The following is a 17146-nucleotide window of genomic DNA, read 5'->3' on the forward strand; positions in this document are numbered from 1 at the left end:
GCCAACGCTCGGCTGCTTTTCCGGAAAGCCCGTCCCCGTGACGGGCTTTCTGCGTTTCGGGCCTGGAGCCAGATCGCTTTTCCGCAGGAAAAGCGATCTGGCTCCAGACCAGCGGACGCCGATGTCGGCAAAGTCATTCCGAGACAGGTGATGACCCAGTCAGGAGCGTGCAGGGCGTGAGAAGTTCCTTCACCTTCACAAACCCTCGACCCAAAAAGTCTCAGAACCAACATTTCATCTTGCTGAAAAGACGCTGAAAATCTTGTGGTGTCCGGCTTCGGCCATTAGCGTCATCTGCACGGCGGATCGTTAGGGGGATCCGCTGACTCACCGGACTCCGAGCTTCGCCAACGCAAGCCAGCCCATGGTTCGGGCCGGTGCTTCTGCCGATTCCGGCATTCACACCACAAGAAAGGGAAATACTGATGTCCCAGGTAACGCAACCGCGTGTGCGTCGAGTGTGGGTGGTCCTTGGTGCGTCCGTTCTGTCATCGCTGCTGCTGGCCACGCCTGCGCTGGCCGGTGATGTCCAGCTCAGTGGCCTGCAGTCCGCGCCGACACACCAGCGCTTCATCGTGAAGTACCGCGACGGCAGCGCCGCCGTGGCCAACACCACCGCGCTGGCCTCGTCGCTGAAGACGGCCGCCGCTGGCCTGGCCAGCAGCCAGGGCCGCGCGCTGGGCCTGCAGGAGGTCCGCAAGCTGGCCGTCGGCCCGACCCTGGTCAAGACCGACCGTCCGCTCGACCAGGCCGAATCCGAATTGCTGATGCGCAAGCTGGCCGCTGACCCGAACGTGGAATACGTCGAAGTCGACCAGATCATGCGCGCCACGCTGACCCCGAACGACACCCGCTTCAGCGAGCAGTGGGCCTTCGGTACCTCCAGCGCGGGCATCAACATCCAGCCGGCCTGGGACAAGTCCACGGGCACCGGCGTGGTAGTGGCGGTGATCGACACCGGCATCACCAACCATCCCGACCTGAACGCCAACATCCTGCCGGGCTACGACTTCATCAGCGACGCCGCGATGGCGCGCGATGGAGGCGGCCGCGACAACAACCCGAACGATGAAGGTGACTGGTACGGCGCCAACGAGTGTGGCTCGGGCATTCCGGCCTCCAACTCCAGTTGGCATGGCACCCATGTCGCCGGCACCGTGGCGGCGGTGACCAACAACGCCAGCGGCGTCGCCGGCACCGCGTTCAACGCCAAGGTCGTGCCGGTGCGCGTGCTCGGCAAGTGCGGCGGCTACACCTCCGACATCGCCGACGCCATCGTGTGGGCCTCCGGTGGCACCGTCAGCGGCGTGCCGGCCAATGCCAATCCGGCCGAGGTCATCAACCTCTCGCTCGGCGGCGGCGGCAGCTGCTCGACCACCTACCAGAACGCGATCAACGGCGCGGTCGGCCGTGGCACCACCGTGGTGGTCGCTGCCGGCAACAGCAACGCCAACGTGTCGAGCTCGGTGCCGGCCAACTGCCCGAACGTGATCGCGGTGGCCGCGACCACCTCGGCCGGTGCCCGTGCCAGCTTCTCCAACTACGGCACTGGCATCGACATCTCGGCACCGGGCCAGAGCATCCTGTCCACCCTCAACACCGGCACCACCGTGCCGGCCAGCGCAACCTACGCATCCTACAACGGCACCTCGATGGCGGCGCCGCACGTGGCCGGCGTGATCGCGCTGATGCAGTCGGTCGCTCCGAGCCCGCTGAGCCCGGCGCAGGTCGAAAGCATCATCAAGAGCACGGCACGTCCGCTGCCGGGCGCCTGCTCGGGTGGTTGCGGCGCCGGCATCATCGACGCCAACGCTGCGGTGGCTGCCGCGATCAATGGCGGCGGCAACCCGAACCCGGGTGGCAACGTGCTGCAGAACAACGTGCCGGTGACCGGCCTCGGCGCCGCCACCGGTGCCGAGCTGAACTACACCGTCGCGGTTCCGGCCGGCAGCACCCAGCTGCGCGTGGCGATCAGTGGCGGCAGCGGTGATGCCGACCTGTACGTGCGCCAGGGCAGTGCCCCGACCGACACCAGCTACACCTGCCGTCCGTACCTGAGCGGCAACAGCGAGACCTGCACCATCAACAGCCCGGCCGCCGGCACCTGGTACGTGCGGGTGAAGGCGTACAGCACCTTCTCGGGCCTGACCCTGAACGCGCAGTACTGAGCCCAAGTCCCTCTCCATGGGCACGCCCCGGCTTCGGCCGGGGCGTTTTTGCTTTGGTGGGTGCCGACCTTGGTCGGCACGCCGTTCCTCAGACCGACTCGAAGCGGTTCGCGGCCACGTTCTTGCGCACGTGCTGCGGATCGAAGATGCGGCCGTTCATCGCGATGTACACGCCGCTCGGCAGCGACTGCACCGCACCAATCGCGCAGCCGATGTTGAACTCCGCATCCGAACCACGGAAACGCGCCGGGCTCAGCGCGCCGGTCATCACAATGGTTTTGTCGGCAATCGTGGCCAGTACCTTTCCGGTCTGCACCATCGAATCGGTGCCGTGGGTCACCAGCACGTGGCGGGTCGGCTGCGCGGCAATGGTGGCGCGGATCAGTTCGCGGTCTTCATCGTTGATGTGCAGCGAATCCTTGCGCAGGATCGGAATCACGTTGAAGCGGAACGTCACGCCCAGCTCGCGCAGGATCATGCCGATCTGCGGATCGCCGATCTGATAGTCCGACTTGTCGTCGAAGTAGATCTTGTCGATCGTGCCACCGGTGGTGACGACCAGGAGCTCTTCCATCATGTGCATGCGCGAAACCAGGACAGGTACAGCGGCGCGGGGCCAGGAACGCAGATGATAAGGCCCTGCGGGCGCAGCGTCAGCGTCGCTTGCCGAAGCGGGCACGCAGCCCGGGCAGGCTGGCACTGAAGATCACCAGCAGCGCCAGGGCGATCTCGATCAACGCCAGCCAGCGTGTTTCCGGGTGGCTCCAAGCGCTCATCACGCCGTGGCTGAACCAGCCCAGCGCCAGCACCGAGGCCCAGAAGCCGGCCTTGCGCCAGCCCAGGCGCAGCGCAAAGGCCAGTGCCAGCGGCGGCGCGGTGAACACCAGCTGGGTCGCCAGCCAGTGCTTGTCATTGATGAACCAGCCTGCGAACAGCGCAGCCAGCCCCATCAGGGCCAGCAGCAGGGCCGTGCGCGGCGGCCGGTTCATCGGGCCAACCGCTGCGCGATGTCGGCCACCCGGCGGCCCAGCGCACGGGCCAGTACGGCCTCGTCGTCGGTCGGCTGCGGATCGTCGGCGGCACCAGCGACGTGGCTGGCGCCATAGGGCGTGCCGCCACTGGTGGTGTGGCTCAGCGCTGGCTCGGTGAACGGGATGCCGACGATCACGCAGCCGTGGTGCAGCAGCGGTACCTGCATCGACAGCAGGGTCGATTCCTGGCCGCCATGCATCGAAGCGGTCGAGGTGAACACCGCGGCCGGCTTGCCCGACAGGGTGCCGTTGACCCATTCGGCGCCGAGCCCGTCGAGGAAATGCTTCACCGGCGCGGCCATGTTGCCGAAGCGGGTCGGGCTGCCGAGCAGCAGGCCCTGGCACTCGACCAGGTCCTGCACGCCCACATAGGGGGCGCCATCGTCTGGCACCGGCGGCTGCGCGGTGTGGGTCACCGCGGCCACCGGCGGTACCGTGCGCAGGCGCGCGCTCATGCCCGGTACCTCGCCGATGCCCCGCGCGATCTGGCGCGCCAGCCGTGCCACCGAACCGCCCCGGCTGTAGTACAGCACCAGAATCTCGCCCATCGTGCCCGCTTCTCCTCGTCGTGTGGCCACCAGTATGGCTATCCTGCCAGCATTCCGCATCGGGTACCCTTTCACCGATGGAACCTTTGGATACGCTCAACCTGTGGATGGAGCGCGCGCGGGATCGCGCACGGGCCATCAGTTTCGGCCGCTTCCTGTGGCACCGCTTCCTCGACGACCGCCTGTTCCAGGCAGCGGCGGCGCTGGCCTACACCACGGTGTTCGCGCTGGTGCCGCTGGCGATCGTGGTGTTCGGTGTGCTTTCGGCCTTTCCCGTCTTCGACCGCTGGAGCGACCAGCTCAGCGATTACGTCTTCTCCAACTTCGTGCCCAACGCCGCGCGCGCGGCCGAGGGCTACCTGCGGCAGTTCTCGGCCAGTGCCGGCCAGCTCACCGCCGCCGGCTTCATCGCGCTGGTGGTGTCACTGCTGATCACCCTCAACAGCGTTGAGGAGACCTTCAACCAGATCTGGCGGGTCGGCTCGACCCGGCCCAAGCTGACCCGCTTCCTGGTCTACTGGACCGTATTGACCCTGGGCGCGATGCTCGCCGCGGCTTCGCTGGCGGTATCGGCGCGGGTGTTCGCGATGCCGCTGTTTGGCACCCAGGAGGGTCGCTGGCTGGCCGAACTGGCGCTGCGGCTGGCGCCGATCCTGATCGAGTTCGTGTGCATCACGCTGATGTTCCGGGTGGTGCCGCACCACACGGTGAAGTGGCGGCACGCGGTGCCCGGCGCGATCCTCGCGGCGGTGATCCTGGAACTGGTCAAGTGGGGCATCGGCGCTTACCTGGGCAGCTTCCAGTCCTATCAGAAGCTGTATGGCACGGTGGCCTTCGTGCCGATCCTGCTGCTGTGGATCTACCTGTGCTGGGTGGCAGTGCTGCTGGGCGCGTCGCTGTCCTCGTCGATGGCTGCCTTCCGCTACCAGCCGGTGGAACTGCGCCTCCCGCAGGGCTACGAGTTCTATGGCCTGCTGCGCCTGCTCGGCCGCTTCCACCATGCACGCTTGAAGGGCAGGGGCCTGGCCGATGATGAAATCCTGCGGCTGGAGCCGATGCTGACCGACTCGCTGCTGCATGACCTGGCCTGCAACCTGCAGGAAATCGGCCTGCTGCGACGCGATGAACGCGGCGAATGGCTGTTGTCGCGCGACCTCGACCAGGTCAGCCTGGCCGATCTGTACGAATGCACCCAGCTGCGCATCCCGGTGGCCGAGCAGCATCTGCCTTACCGCGATGACAGCCTGGGCCGCGCCGCGCTGGCGGCGCTGGACGACCTGCGACTGCCCCTGCGCGAACGCCTCAAGCGCAAGGTCAGCGATATCTATTCCGATTCCGGAGACATGCCATGACCCGCAAGAACCCGTCGCCACTGCTGCTCCTGCTGTTGGGCCTGGCGGCCTGCAAACCGGCGCAGGAGCCGACCCCGGCCAGCAGCCAGCCGCCGGCGCAGGCACCGTCGCCGACCGCCCCGGCACCCGTGGAGGAGACCCCGGCCGAGCGCACCACCGCTGAGTTCCCGACGCTGAAGATGAAGGCGGTGGATGGCAGCGACTACGACCTGGCCACGCACCGTGGCAAGTGGGTGGTGGTGAACTTCTGGGCGACCTGGTGCGCGCCGTGCCGCAAGGAAATGCCGGAGTTGTCGGCGCTGCATGCGATGCGCAGCAACATCGAAGTGGTCGGCCTGGCGTATGAGGACATCGAATCGCCGGAGATGCAGGCATTCCTGGCCAAGCATCCGGTGACTTACCCGATCGTGATCGTCGATCCGTTCGATCCGCCGGCCGATTTCGCCACCCCGCGCGGTTTGCCACTGACCCATCTCATCGATCCGCAGGGCAAGCTGGCACACAGCTTCCTCGGCCCGGTGACCGCCGCCGACATCGAAAAGCAGATCGCTGCTGCCAAGTAGTGGGTGGGTCGGCATGGCCTGCGGCCCTGCACCCGCGGTAGTGCCGGCCGCTGGCCGGCAACCCCAGCAACGGCAACAGCCCAAGCGGGTTTCCTGTGGGTAGGCGGGGTGGGTCCGGTTGCGGGGGCCGCTGCAAGTACGTCCATGTAAGCTCGGTCGCCGCATCCATGCGGCTCACGCCCCCGCAACCGGACCCACCCCGCCTTCGACAGATCTCCGCGATCTGTCGGAATGGCATGGCCTGCTCCTGGTGGGTGTCGACCTTGGTCGACACGGTAGATCCACGCCATGCGTGGATGCTCTTCGTTCAATTGCTGAACTATTCGATTTCAATGGAGATTCATCCACGCATGGCGTGGATCTACCTCCGTCACCGGAAATCTGTCGGGGATGGGGCGGTGTGGGTTGGCAGGACCGTTGGCGCCATGGATGGGTTTACGGCGCGTCCTGCCAATCCACACCACCCCAGCCAACAAGCAAAACTCCCAGAGCCGGCTGTTGCCGTTGCTTGAGGGCTTCTGCAGGTGCAGGGCCGCAGGCCCTGCCGACCCACGCTACTCCTCGACCGGGAAATCCTCGATCGGCTTCAGCACGTCGTAGTGCTCGCGATGCAGCTTGCCCTTCAGCTTCGGCAGCTCCGGCAGCGGCGCGTCCACGCGCGTATCCGGCAGCCGGTCCAGCAGGTTGCGCACCAGGGTCAGCCGGCCCAGGCGTTGGTCGTTGAAATCAACCAGCGTCCACGGCGCGCCCTCGCGGTGTGTGGCGCGCAGCATCGCCTCGCGGGCCTCGGTGTAGGCGCTGTACTTGCTGCGCGACTTCAGGTCCACCGGCGACAGCTTCCAGCCCTTCAGTGGATCGACGTGGCGTTCGCAGAAACGCTTTTCCTGCTGCTCCTGGTCCACGCACAGCCAGTACTTGAACAGCAGGATGCCGTCGTCGACCAGCAGCTGCTCGAACACCGGTGCCTGGTGCAGGAACTGCTGGTACTCGGGTTCGCTGCAATAGCCCATCACCCGTTCCACGCCGGCACGGTTGTACCAGCTGCGGTCCATCAGCACGATCTCGCCGGCGGCCGGCAGGTGCGACGCGTAGCGCTGGAAATACCACTGCGTGGCTTCACGGTCAGTAGGCTTGGGCAAGGCGACCACCCGGCACTGGCGAGGGTTGAGATGCTGGCTGATGGCCTGGATCGCGCCGCCCTTGCCGGCCGTGTCGCGGCCTTCGAACAGCACCAGCAGGCGTTGCCCGCTGTGCTGCACCCAGCGCGCCATCGCGGTCAGTTCCAGTTGCAGTGGCAGCAGCAGTTCGTCGTAGTCCTTGCGCTTGAGCTTGGCCATCGTCACACCACGCGGGAAGGAATTCCGAGCGTAGCGCAGGCGCCGCTCAGGTGATGTCGATGCCGGGTAGAGTCGACTGTCAGTCGACTATCGCGCGCAGCGCGGGGTTTTCGGCTTGCTGCAGAGAGCAGTCGACTAACAATCGACTCTACACAGTCGACGTCATCCAATCGACCTTACCCAGCCGGCGTTACCAGTCGGCGCCATCCAATCGACATTACCCAACCGGTTCCGCTGTTCCCCCCCAGCCGTGCTCACGCGCCAGCTGCTGTAGCAACGCTGACAGGTCGCGGGCAAACCCGCCCATGTCGAACAGCCCACTGCGCTCGCGCGCCTGCGCCAGTTCGGCGCGCAACGCCGCCAGCGCCGCTGGGTCATTGCCCAGTGCACTGGCGGTGGCGACGAACGTGGCATCGTCGGCGACGTTCATCCGGCCCAGGCCTAGGTGATGGTTGAGGCTGCCGGCCACGCGCGCAGCGAAGGTATCGCCGGGGCAGGTCAGCACCGGGCAGCCGGCCCACAGCGCGTCCGACGCGGTGGTGTGCGCGTTGTACGGATGGGTGTCGAGGAACAGGTCGGCCAGCTGATAGCGGGCCAGGTAATGCGGATGCGGCAGCTTGGCCATGAACACCAGGCGCGCCGGATCCAGGCCGGCGGCCTGTGCGGCCGCACGCAGCCGCGCATCGGCCTGGCCGGGGCCGGACAGCAGCCACAACACGCTGCCGGGCACCGCCTGCAGCACCGCGAAGGCACGGCTCATGCTGCGCGGGTTGAGCTTGTAGCTGTTGTTGAAGCAGCAGAACACCACGCCCTGCGGGGGCAGTCCGCAGTCGGCACGGCTCGGTGCTGGCTCCAGCACGCGCGTGTTGTCCGACGGCTGGAAGGCACGCGGCAGGCGCAGCACGCGTTCGCTGTAGTGCGGCGCCAGTGCGGACGGCAGGGCGAAGGCATCGCCGACCACCGCATCCATCCACGGCGCACCCGAGGTGCCCGGATAGGCCAGCCAGTTCAGCTGCAGCGGGGCCGGGCGCATCGCCAGCACCTCCGGCGCACCGCCACCGCCCCAGCCACGCAGGTCGAACAACACGTCGATTCCCTGTGCGCGGATACGCGCGGCGCTGTCGGCGTGGCGCAGGCCGGCCACATCGTGCAGCGGGGCCGCCGCTTGCAGGCGCTGGCGGATGCGGCTGCCGTCATCGCGGTTCAGTGCGAACAGGTGCAGCTGCAGCGCCGGGTCGTGACGCAGCTGCTCGAACAGCGCCACGGTCAGCAGCCCGGTCGGATGTGCACCGAAGCCATTGGAGAGGAAGCCGATCCGCAGTGGGCCGCGCGCGCGCACCGTGGCCGGCGGCAATGGCCGCACCGAGGCGGCTACGGCCAGCGCGCGGGTGCGCGCGCAGCCCAATTGCTCGGCAGCACTGGTGTCCTCGCTGAGGAAGGCGAACGGCTCAACCACGCCCTGGCCGGACGCTGCGGCGCTTCGCACCTGGGCGGCCAGCGCGTCCAGATCCCGCCAGTCGCACAGGCGGCGCTGCCAGGCCAGGCGCTGGGCGGCGATGTAAGGCTCGGCTGGCATCAGCGTGTGCGCGCGCCGATAGGCCGCCGACGCACCTTCGGCATCATCGGCATCTTCCAACGCGTGGCCCAGCCACAGTGCGATGCCGGGGTGTTGCGGTGCCAGTGCCGAGGCCTGGCCAAGCAGCGTTGCAGCATCGGCATGCGCGCCGGCCATCCACGCCACGCGGCCCAGCCGTGCCAGGGCTTCGGGATGGTTCGGACGCAGTTGCAGCGCGCGTCGTGCGGCCTGTTCGCCGGCGGCGATGTCGCCGGCTTCCAGCTCCAGATCGGCCAGCATCACCCAGGCAACGAAATCACCGGGCTGGCGGGCGATCGCCTGCTGCAGGTGCTGCCGCTGCTGCCAGGCCGACATCGTGCTCAGCCCGCCGACAACTGGGCCAGGGCATCGACCTGGTGCTCGTGGCTGAGCCGCTGCAACAGCGGGTCGAGGTCACCGGCCAGGATGTTGGGCAGGTCGTACAGGGTCAGGCCCTCCACGCGGTGGTCGGTGATGCGGCCCTGCGGGAAGTTGTAGGTGCGGATGCGCTGGCTGCGGTCGCCGCTGCCGACCTGAAGCCGCCGGGATTCGGCCTGCGCCGCGTCCTGGCGTTGGCGCTCGGCATCCAGCAGCTGCGCCTTCAGGCGCTTCATCGCTTTGTCGCGGTTGGCGTGCTGGCTGCGTTCGGTCTGGCACTCCACCACCACGCCGGTCGGCACGTGGGTGATGCGGATCGCTGATTCGGTCTTGTTGACGTGCTGGCCACCGGCGCCGGAGGAGCGGAACGTATCCACCTTCAGGTCGGCCGGGTTGATGACGATGTCATCGACTTCGTCGGCTTCCGGGATGATCGCCACGGTAGCGGCCGAGGTATGGATGCGGCCCTGCGATTCGGTAGCCGGCACGCGCTGCACGCGGTGCGTGCCCGACTCGAACTTCAGGCGCGAGAACGCGCCCCGGCCGACTACGCGCGCCACCACTTCCTTGTAACCGCCGTGCTCGCCCGGGTTGTCCGATTCGACCTCGACCTTCCAGCCCTGGCGCTCGGCATAGCGGGCGTACATGCGGAACAGGTCGCCGGCGAAGATCGCCGCCTCGTCGCCACCGGTGCCGGCGCGGACTTCCAGGAACAGGTTGCCTTCATCGCGCGGGTCGCGCGGTACCAGCAGCAGCGCCAGTTCCTGTTCCAGTTCCTGCAGGCGGGCCTGCGCGGCGGCGATTTCCTCGTCGGCCAGCTCGCGCAGGTCGGGGTCGGCGCGCATGCCTTCGGCCGCAGCCAGGTCGGCCTTGGCGCGGGCTTCATCGGCCAGGGCGAGGGCAATCGGCTCAAGTTGGGCGAATTCGCGCGAAAGGTCGCGGAAACGGGTGTTGTCGGCGACCACGTCGGGTTCGGCGAGCAGGCGTTCCAGTTCTTCGCGGCGCTCGGCCAGCGCTTCCAGCTTACGGCGCAGGGTCGGCGTCATCGGGTCTCACGGGTGGGTGGCGGTAACCCGGCGTGGCCGGGAACAGGCGCTCGGCGGCGCGGGTCAGGTCGGCATCGCCGCTCAGCGCGGCAGCGCGCAGGGCAGCGGTCGGAGGGTGCAGCAATCGGTTGGTCAGGCCGTGGGCCAGCAGTTCCAGCACTTCGTCGGCCGGCTTGCCGTTGGCCAGCTGCTGGCGCGCACGCTCCAGCAGTTCCGAACGGGTGGCCTCGCCGAACGCACGCAGCTGCCGCAGCGGCGCCTGGTGGGCGTTGGCCTGCAGCGACTCGACGAAGCGCGATACCTGCAGGTCGATGATCGCCTCGGCCTCGGCAGCGGCCTCGCGGCGGCCACGGCGGTTGTCTTCCACCGCACGTTCGAGGTCATCGACGGTGTAGAGGAAGGCATCGTTGAGGGTGGCGACCTCGGCTTCGATGTCGCGCGGCACGGCCAGGTCGAACAGCAGCATCGGCTTGTGCCGGCGCGCGCGCAGGGCCTTGGCCACCATCTCGCGATGGATTACCGGTTCGCGCGCGGCGGTGGCCGAGAACACCACGTCGGCCTCGCCGAGGTGGCGATCCAGTTCGGTCAGCGGCAGGGCCACGCCGCCGTGGCGGCTGGCCAGTTCCTGGGCATGGGCGAGGGTACGGTTGGCGATCAGCAGCCGCCGCACCTTGCCCTCGCTCAGGTGGCGCGCGGCCAGTTCGATGGTCTCGCCGGCGCCGACCAGCAGCACGGTGGAATCGTCCAGGCGCGCGAACGCGTTCTGCGCCAGGCGCACCGCGGCCGAGGCCACCGACACCGGGTTGGCGCCGACCTGGGTATCGGTGCGGGCGCGCTTGGCCACCGAGAACGTCTGCTGGAACAGGCGGTCCAGGCGCTGGCCGAGCAGGCCGTGGTCGCGCGCGGTCGACCACGCATCCTTCACCTGGCCGAGGATCTGCGGCTCACCCAGCACCATCGAGTCCAGCCCGGTGGCCACCCGGAACAGGTGGCGCACGGCCTCGGCATCGGCGTGCTGGTACAGGTAGCCCTGCAGGTCGCCGGCCTGGCTGTGCAGCCACTGGTCCAGTGCCTGTGCCGAATCGGCCACGGCGTACAGTTCGGTGCGGTTGCAGGTGGACAGCAGCACCGCCTCGGCGATCTGCGGGGTATCGCGCAGCGAACCGAGCGCGCGCGGCAACGCCTCACCGGCGAAGGCCGCGCGCTCGCGCAGCTCCACCGGCGCGGTCTGGTGATTCAGTCCGAGCACCCACAGGGTCATTGTTCAGTTGCTTGCGATAAGCTGCTGGCCATTGGACGACATTTTAAGGCCCCGATGCCGACGATGCCCGCATTGATTCGCATCCCCAGTGTTCTGCTGCTGACCCTGGCGTGCGCCCAGGCCCTGGCAGCGGTGCCGGCCAAGGCCGCCGTACGGGCCCCGGCCACCGAGGAAATGGCGCTGGAACCGGTGATGGCCGGTGAATTCGCCCTGCAGGCCGGCAAGCTGGCCGAGGCCGCCCGCTGGTACCTGCAGGCGGCCCAGCAGACCGACGGCGACGCCGGCCTGGCCGAACGTGCCACCCGCATTTCCATGCTGGCCAACGACGATGCCAGTGCCGCCAAGGGCCTGGCCCTGTGGCAGCAGCGCGCGCCAAGCTCGCTGACCATGCGCAGTGCCGCCGCTGCCCTGGCCATGCGCCAGGGCGATGTTAAGGCCGCGCGCGGCGACCTGCAGGCGTTGCTGGCCGACCCCGACGAGCGCGGCTGGAAGTTCGCCCTGGCCGCCCTGGTCGGCGGTGGCCGCGACCCGGCGGTGCCGGCGCAGGTGCTGGGCGAGCTGGTCGACGCCAACGCCATCCCGCCGAAGATCGAGGCCTGGCAGGAGTTTGGCCGGCTGGCCCTGCGCATGGACAAGCCTGAGCTGGCCCGGCGCATGATCGATGAAGTGGTCAAGCGCTTCCCCGAGGAGCCGCGCGTGGCGCTGCTGCGTGCCAGCCAGCTGCAGCAGGCCGGTGAGACCGACAAGGCGTTGTCGCTGCTGCACGACGTCGAGCCGAAGACGCGTCAGGACCCGGAACTGCGCAATGCGGTGGCCATTGCCTATGACAGCCTCGGCCAGCCGTCCGCGGCCGAGCGGGTGCTGGCGTTCGGCCCGCAGGACGTCCAGACCTGGGGCATGCGCGCCTCGCTGCTGGCCAAGCAGGGCGACAAGGCCGCGCTCTCCAATCTCTACAACGAACTTTCACGACAGGCGGCCAAGCCGGACCCGGCGCAGCGCCTGCTGCTGGGCAAGATCGCCGAATACCTCAAGCGTTACCCCGAGGCCGTGCAGTGGTACCACAGCGTGCCCGGTGGCGATGAACTGAGCGAGGCGCGCCTGCGTGCGGCCAACGCGCAGGCCTTGGCCGGGCGCCTGCCGCAGGCATTGGATGAAGTGCACGCGATCCAGTCCGATGCGGTGGTCGACGACGACGTGCGTCGCGACGCCTACCTGCTGGAGGCCGAGCTGCGCCAGCGTGCCGACGACAGCGGCGGCGAACTGGACGCGTTGGCCAGGGGCCTGGCCGCCTACCCGGATGACAATGGCCTGCTGTACGCCCGCGCGCTCACCTGGGAGCGCCGCGACGACATTCCGCGCGCCGAGGCCGACCTGCGCAAGATCCTGGTGACCGACCCGGAAAACGTGCCGGCGCTGAACGCGCTGGGCTACACCCTGGCCGACCGCACCGGCCGGCTGCAGGAGGCGCTGGAACTGATCGACCGCGCGCGCGTGGCCGAGCCGGACAACGCCGCCATCGTCGACAGCTATGGCTGGGTGCTGTATCGCCTGGGTCGCAAGGAAGAAGCGCTGGTGCAGCTGCGCCGTGCCTGGACCCTGGCCAAGGACCCGGAGATCGCCGCACATGTGGGCGAAGTACTGTGGGTGCTGGGCAAGCACGACGAGGCGCGCCACTTCTTCGAGGAAGCGGCCAAGCTCGATCCCGAAAACCGCGCGCTGCTGCGCGCTCGCGAGAAATTCAATCCATGAGTGTTTCGATGATCCGGCCGCTGCTGCTGGCGGCCGTGACCCTGGCGGTCAGCGCCTGTACCACCGTGGGCACGCAGAAGGCCCCGCCACCGGCGGTGGTCGAGACCGTTTCCGCCGAAGCCGCGCAGGCCGAGGTCGCGCGCGTGGCCGCGCTGCAGGCACAGCCGGACTGGGCGTTCCAGGGCCGGGTCGCGGTCAGCAAGGGCAAGGACGGCGGCAGCGGCCGCATCGACTGGAAGCAGGAAGGCCGGCGCTATGTAGTCGAGCTGAGCGCGCCGGTGACCCGGCAGAGCTGGAAGCTGACCGGCGATACCCATTCCGAATCCGGTCGCCTGGAGGGACTGGCCGGCGGGCCGCGTGCCGGCGAGGACGCCCAGCAACTGCTGCTGGAAGCGATCGGCTGGGACATTCCGATCAACCAGCTGCCGGCGTGGATCCGTGGCCTGGTGGCCGGTGATGCTGCTGGTCCGGAGAAGGTCGAGCGTGATGGTGAAGGCCGGCCGCGTCGCATGCAGCAGATGGGCTGGCAGGTGCAGTACCTGGACTGGTACCCGGCCGAGGCCGGGCGCCCGGCGCTGCCGCGCCGGATCGAGGCCAGCAATGGCGACGCCAAGGTGCGCCTGCTGGTCGACCAATGGGGGCAGGGCACCCCATGAGTGCCGGGTGCGATGACGCGGGCTGGTCCTGGTGGCCGGCCCCGGCCAAGCTGAATCTGTTCCTCCACATCACCGGCCGCCGTGCCGATGGCTACCATGAGCTGCAGACCGTGTTCCGCCTGCTGGACTGGGGTGACCGCATCGGCCTGCGCCTGCGTGAAGACGGCCTGGTCCGTCGGCAGGGGGATGGTCTGGCGGGCGTGGCTGAGGCCGATGATCTGGCGGTGCGCGCAGCGAAGCTGCTGAAAGAAGTGGCCAATATCACGAAAGGCGTAGACATCGTCGTCGAAAAGAACGTTTCTGCAGGTGGTGGCTTTGGTGGCGGTTCCTCCGATGCAGCCACGGTACTGGTGGTGCTGAACCGCCTCTGGCGGGCCGGTCTGGACGAGGATGCGCTGGCCGCACTGGGCCTGCGCCTGGGCGCGGACGTGCCGGTGTTCGTGCGCGGCCGCAATGCCTGGGCCGAAGGCGTGGGCGAGCGCCTGCAGCCGATCACTCTGGCCCCGGCCTGGTACGTGGTGGTCGAACCGGGCGTTCATGTTCCTACGCCGGCGCTGTTTGCAGACCCGGATTTGACGCGCGACAGCCCAGTGGCGAAAATAGAGGACTTCGCTTCCGGGACGCTGGTCGGGAACGCGTTCGAACCGGTGCTGCGCCGCCGTGAGCCTGCTGTTGATGCAGCGCTTGCAGCGTTGAGCGACATCGGCGCGGCGCGGCTGACCGGTTCGGGAAGTGGTTGTTTCGTCGAGTTCGCATCGCAGTCTGCCGCAGAGCAGGGACGGTCGAAGTTGCCGAAGGAGTTGCGGGCAAGGGTGGCAGCGGGCGTTGCGCGTTCGCCACTGCTGGATGCACTCGAGCAACACTGATTTATCAATGCAGGGGCGTCGCCAAGAGGCCCAAGGCACCAGGTTTTGATCCTGGCATTCGTAGGTTCGAATCCTACCGCCCCTGCCAATAGCGGCTGTGTCCGCGCCTTCCAGCGCATCACCTGCGCGGGACGTGGAAACAACCGCAGTGTTGTCAGCCGCAAGGGTCCACCGGGGTCCTTGCCGACTTCGGATCCCCGCCACTCGTCCCCGCCCGAGACAATCATGATGCAAGAGTCCCCGAACCTGCTGGTCTTTTCCGGCAACGCCAACAAACGTCTGGCGCAGAACATCTGCAAGGAACTGGGGGTTCGCCCGGGCAAGGCGCTGGTCTCGCACTTCTCCGATGGCGAAGTGCAGGTTGAGATCGAAGAGAACGTCCGCAAGCAGGACGTGTTCGTGATCCAGCCGACCTGTGCGCCGAGCGCGGAAAACCTGATGGAACTGCTGGTGCTGATCGACGCGCTCAAGCGCGCATCGGTGGCCAGCGTGACCGCCGTGGTGCCGTACTTCGGCTACTCGCGGCAGGATCGCCGCATGCGTTCCTCGCGCGTGCCGATCACCGCCAAGCTGGCGGCGAAGATGTTCAGCACCGCTGGCGCTGATCGCGTGCTGACCGTCGACCTGCACGCCGACCAGATCCAGGGCTTCTTCGATATTCCGGTCGACAATGTGTATGCGTCCCCGCTGCTGCTGGCCGACATCTGGCGCGCCTACGGCACCGAGAACCTGATCGTGGTGTCCCCGGACGTGGGCGGCGTGGTCCGCGCCCGCGCGGTGGCCAAGCGCCTGGATGACGCCGACCTGGCGATCATCGACAAGCGCCGCCCGCGCGCCAATGTCTCCACCGTGATGAACATCATCGGTGATGTCGAAGGCAAGACCTGCGTGATGGTCGATGACATCGTCGATACCGCCGGCACCCTGTGCGCCGCTGCCGCTGCCCTCAAGGCGCGCGGTGCGCTCAAGGTTGCCGCCTACTGCACCCACGCGGTGCTGTCGGGCCCGGCGGTGGACAACATCACCAATTCCCAGCTCGACGAGCTGGTGGTGACCGACACCATCCCGCTGAAGGACGCCGCGCGGGTGTGCAGCAAGATCCGCCAGCTGAGCGTGGCGGAAATGCTGGCCGAAACGATGCGCCGCATCGCCTTCGGTGAGTCGGTCAGCTCGCTGTACGTCGATTGAGTTTTTCGCTCCCGCCGGCAACGGTGGGGGCATACCCCGGATGCTTCTGGTCGCGGAAGCATCTTCAACCGCCACGCCGCAAGGCGCGGCAACAACCTGAGTAGTCGAAAATGTCGAAGACCCATGAAATCAAGGTCACCAAGCGTGAACTGCAGCGTAAGGGTGCGAGCCGCCGCCTGCGTCACGCTGGTGTGATCCCGGCCATCGTGTACGGCGGCAACGCCGAGCCGGTCGCCATCAGCCTGGACCACAACGAAATCTGGCTGGCCCAGCAGAACGAGTGGTTCTATGCCTCGATCCTGGACCTGAACCTGGACGGTCAGGTGCAGAAGGTCCTGCTGCGTGACATGCAGCGCCACCCGTACAAGCAGCTGATCATGCACCTGGACTTCCAGCGCGTGAACGAGAACGAAGCCCTGACCGCTTCGGTCCCGCTGCACTTCGTCAACGAAGACACCTCGCCGGCCGGCAAGGCCGCCGACGTCGTGGTCACCCACGAACTGAAGGAAGTGACCATCACCTGCCTGCCGAAGGACCTGCCGGAGTCGATCGAAGTCGACCTGGGCGAGCTGAAGGCTGGCGACGTGGTGTACCTGTCCAACATCAAGCTGCCGAAGGGCGTGGAAATCCCGGCGCTGGCGCTGGGCAAGGACCACGACGACGCCATCGTCACCGCCAAGGCCGGCAAGGCCGACGCGGCCGACGAAGAAGCGGCTGCCGAGTAATACCGCTACGGTGCCTGCCTCCGGGCAGGCACCGTATTGGAAGGAACCATGGCAGGACTGCGACTGATCGTCGGTCTGGGCAACCCCGGATCGGAACACGCCCGGACCCGGCACAATGCCGGGTTTCATTTCGTTGAGGCCCTGGCGGAAAAAGCCGGTGCGCGATGGAATGTGGACAGCAAGCTGTTCGGCGAGACCGCCAAGGTCGAGATTGCCGGGCAGACGGTGTGGCTGCTCAAGCCCGCCACCTTCATGAACCTCAGCGGCAAGTCGGTCACGGCGGCGCAGCGGTTCTGGAAGATCGAGCCGGAAGAGACCCTGCTGGCCCATGACGAACTGGACCTGGCGCCCGGCGTGGCGCGGCTGAAGTTCGACGGCGGCCACGGTGGCCAGAACGGCCTGCGCGATACCATCCGCCTGCTTGGCCACGGCAAGTTCCATCGCCTGCGCGTGGGCATCGGCCATCCCGGCCACAAGGACCGCGTGGTGGGTTGGGTGCTGGGGCGTCCGTCCAAGGAGGACGACGTGTTGATCGCGCGCGCCATCGACGATGCGATCGACGTGATGCCGCTGGCGGTACAGGGCGATTTCAGCGAAGCGATGAAGCGGCTGCACACCCCCCGATAATCCGCTTTTGGTAGGTGCCAACCTTGGTTGGCACGCAATGATCGACACCGAGATGGA

The 17146-nt window shown here is 67.7% G+C and carries 16 protein-coding genes and 1 tRNA gene; 10 read left to right on the forward strand and 7 right to left on the reverse strand.

What is annotated here, in order from left to right; translation table 11 throughout:
* Positions 1-425 precede the first annotated feature (425 nt).
* On the forward strand, positions 426-2168 hold the full coding sequence (locus QZ853_RS19655) for a S8 family peptidase (protein WP_295578714.1): 1743 nt from the start codon (positions 426-428) through the stop codon (positions 2166-2168).
* Positions 2169-2256: 88 nt separating this feature from the next.
* On the opposite strand, the gene QZ853_RS19660 is transcribed toward QZ853_RS19655, so the two are convergent.
* The 3 genes from QZ853_RS19660 to wrbA form a co-directional block, all read right to left on the reverse strand.
* Entirely contained in the window at positions 2257-2742 is a 486-nt protein-coding gene (locus QZ853_RS19660; protein ID WP_049463528.1) for an asparaginase domain-containing protein, read from the reverse strand.
* 79 nt (positions 2743-2821) lie between these two features.
* Positions 2822-3157 carry a DUF2069 domain-containing protein gene (locus QZ853_RS19665; protein ID WP_295578719.1) on the reverse strand — a complete coding sequence of 112 codons (336 nt, stop codon included), beginning with the start codon at positions 3155-3157 and terminating at the stop codon, positions 2822-2824.
* Complete coding sequence (gene wrbA / locus QZ853_RS19670) at positions 3154-3747, reverse strand: NAD(P)H:quinone oxidoreductase (protein ID WP_295578732.1); 594 nt, start codon at positions 3745-3747, stop codon at positions 3154-3156. Before wrbA ends, QZ853_RS19665 begins: the two co-directional genes overlap by 4 nt.
* A gap of 77 nt (positions 3748-3824) precedes the next feature.
* On the opposite strand from wrbA, the gene QZ853_RS19675 reads away from it, so the two are divergent.
* Positions 3825-5099, forward strand: coding sequence for a YihY family inner membrane protein (locus QZ853_RS19675; protein WP_295578744.1), 1275 nt, complete (start codon positions 3825-3827; stop codon positions 5097-5099).
* Positions 5096-5662: a redoxin domain-containing protein gene (locus QZ853_RS19680; protein ID WP_295578747.1), complete on the forward strand. Its 567-nt coding sequence runs from the start codon at positions 5096-5098 to the stop codon at positions 5660-5662. Before QZ853_RS19675 ends, QZ853_RS19680 begins: the two co-directional genes overlap by 4 nt.
* A 554-nt stretch (positions 5663-6216) precedes the next feature.
* Here the strand turns inward: QZ853_RS19680 and ppk2 are convergent.
* The 4 genes from ppk2 to hemA form a co-directional block, all read right to left on the reverse strand.
* On the reverse strand, positions 6217-6999 hold the full coding sequence (gene ppk2, locus QZ853_RS19685) for a polyphosphate kinase 2 (protein ID WP_295578750.1): 783 nt from the start codon (positions 6997-6999) through the stop codon (positions 6217-6219).
* Positions 7000-7216: 217 nt separating this feature from the next.
* Entirely contained in the window at positions 7217-8929 is a 1713-nt protein-coding gene (locus tag QZ853_RS19690) for a tetratricopeptide repeat protein (RefSeq protein ID WP_295578753.1), read from the reverse strand.
* A gap of 5 nt (positions 8930-8934) precedes the next feature.
* A complete protein-coding gene (prfA, locus tag QZ853_RS19695; protein ID WP_295578756.1) occupies positions 8935-10017 on the reverse strand; it encodes a peptide chain release factor 1 in 1083 nt (360 codons plus the stop codon).
* Positions 9995-11278, reverse strand: a complete 1284-nt coding sequence (gene hemA, locus QZ853_RS19700; protein WP_295578759.1) for a glutamyl-tRNA reductase — start codon at positions 11276-11278, stop codon at positions 9995-9997. The genes prfA and hemA overlap by 23 nt, the downstream gene beginning before the upstream one ends.
* Before the next feature lie 63 nt (positions 11279-11341).
* Between hemA and QZ853_RS19705 the strand changes: the two genes are divergently transcribed.
* From QZ853_RS19705 to pth, 7 genes are all read left to right on the forward strand, one after another.
* Complete coding sequence (locus tag QZ853_RS19705; RefSeq protein WP_295578762.1) at positions 11342-13027, forward strand: tetratricopeptide repeat protein; 1686 nt, start codon at positions 11342-11344, stop codon at positions 13025-13027.
* Positions 13024-13683, forward strand: coding sequence for a lipoprotein insertase outer membrane protein LolB (lolB, locus tag QZ853_RS19710; RefSeq protein WP_295578765.1), 660 nt, complete (start codon positions 13024-13026; stop codon positions 13681-13683). The genes QZ853_RS19705 and lolB overlap by 4 nt, the downstream gene beginning before the upstream one ends.
* Complete coding sequence (gene ispE / locus QZ853_RS19715; RefSeq protein WP_295578777.1) at positions 13680-14549, forward strand: 4-(cytidine 5'-diphospho)-2-C-methyl-D-erythritol kinase; 870 nt, start codon at positions 13680-13682, stop codon at positions 14547-14549. Before lolB ends, ispE begins: the two co-directional genes overlap by 4 nt.
* 11 nt (positions 14550-14560) lie before the next feature.
* Positions 14561-14637: transfer RNA gene (locus QZ853_RS19720), tRNA-Gln, on the forward strand.
* Positions 14638-14777: 140 nt separating this feature from the next.
* A complete protein-coding gene (locus QZ853_RS19725) occupies positions 14778-15737 on the forward strand; it encodes a ribose-phosphate diphosphokinase (RefSeq protein ID WP_005415400.1) in 960 nt (319 codons plus the stop codon).
* A gap of 110 nt (positions 15738-15847) precedes the next feature.
* Entirely contained in the window at positions 15848-16462 is a 615-nt protein-coding gene (locus QZ853_RS19730; RefSeq protein WP_107229949.1) for a 50S ribosomal protein L25/general stress protein Ctc, read from the forward strand.
* A 48-nt stretch (positions 16463-16510) separates the two neighbouring features.
* Positions 16511-17089 (forward strand): aminoacyl-tRNA hydrolase, encoded by a 579-nt coding sequence (pth, locus tag QZ853_RS19735; protein ID WP_059033226.1) that lies wholly within the window; start codon positions 16511-16513, stop codon positions 17087-17089.
* The last annotated feature ends 57 nt before the right edge of the window (positions 17090-17146 follow it).

This window comes from uncultured Stenotrophomonas sp. (assembly GCF_913778665.1).
In the GTDB taxonomy this organism is placed as follows: Bacteria; Pseudomonadota; Gammaproteobacteria; order Xanthomonadales; family Xanthomonadaceae; genus Stenotrophomonas.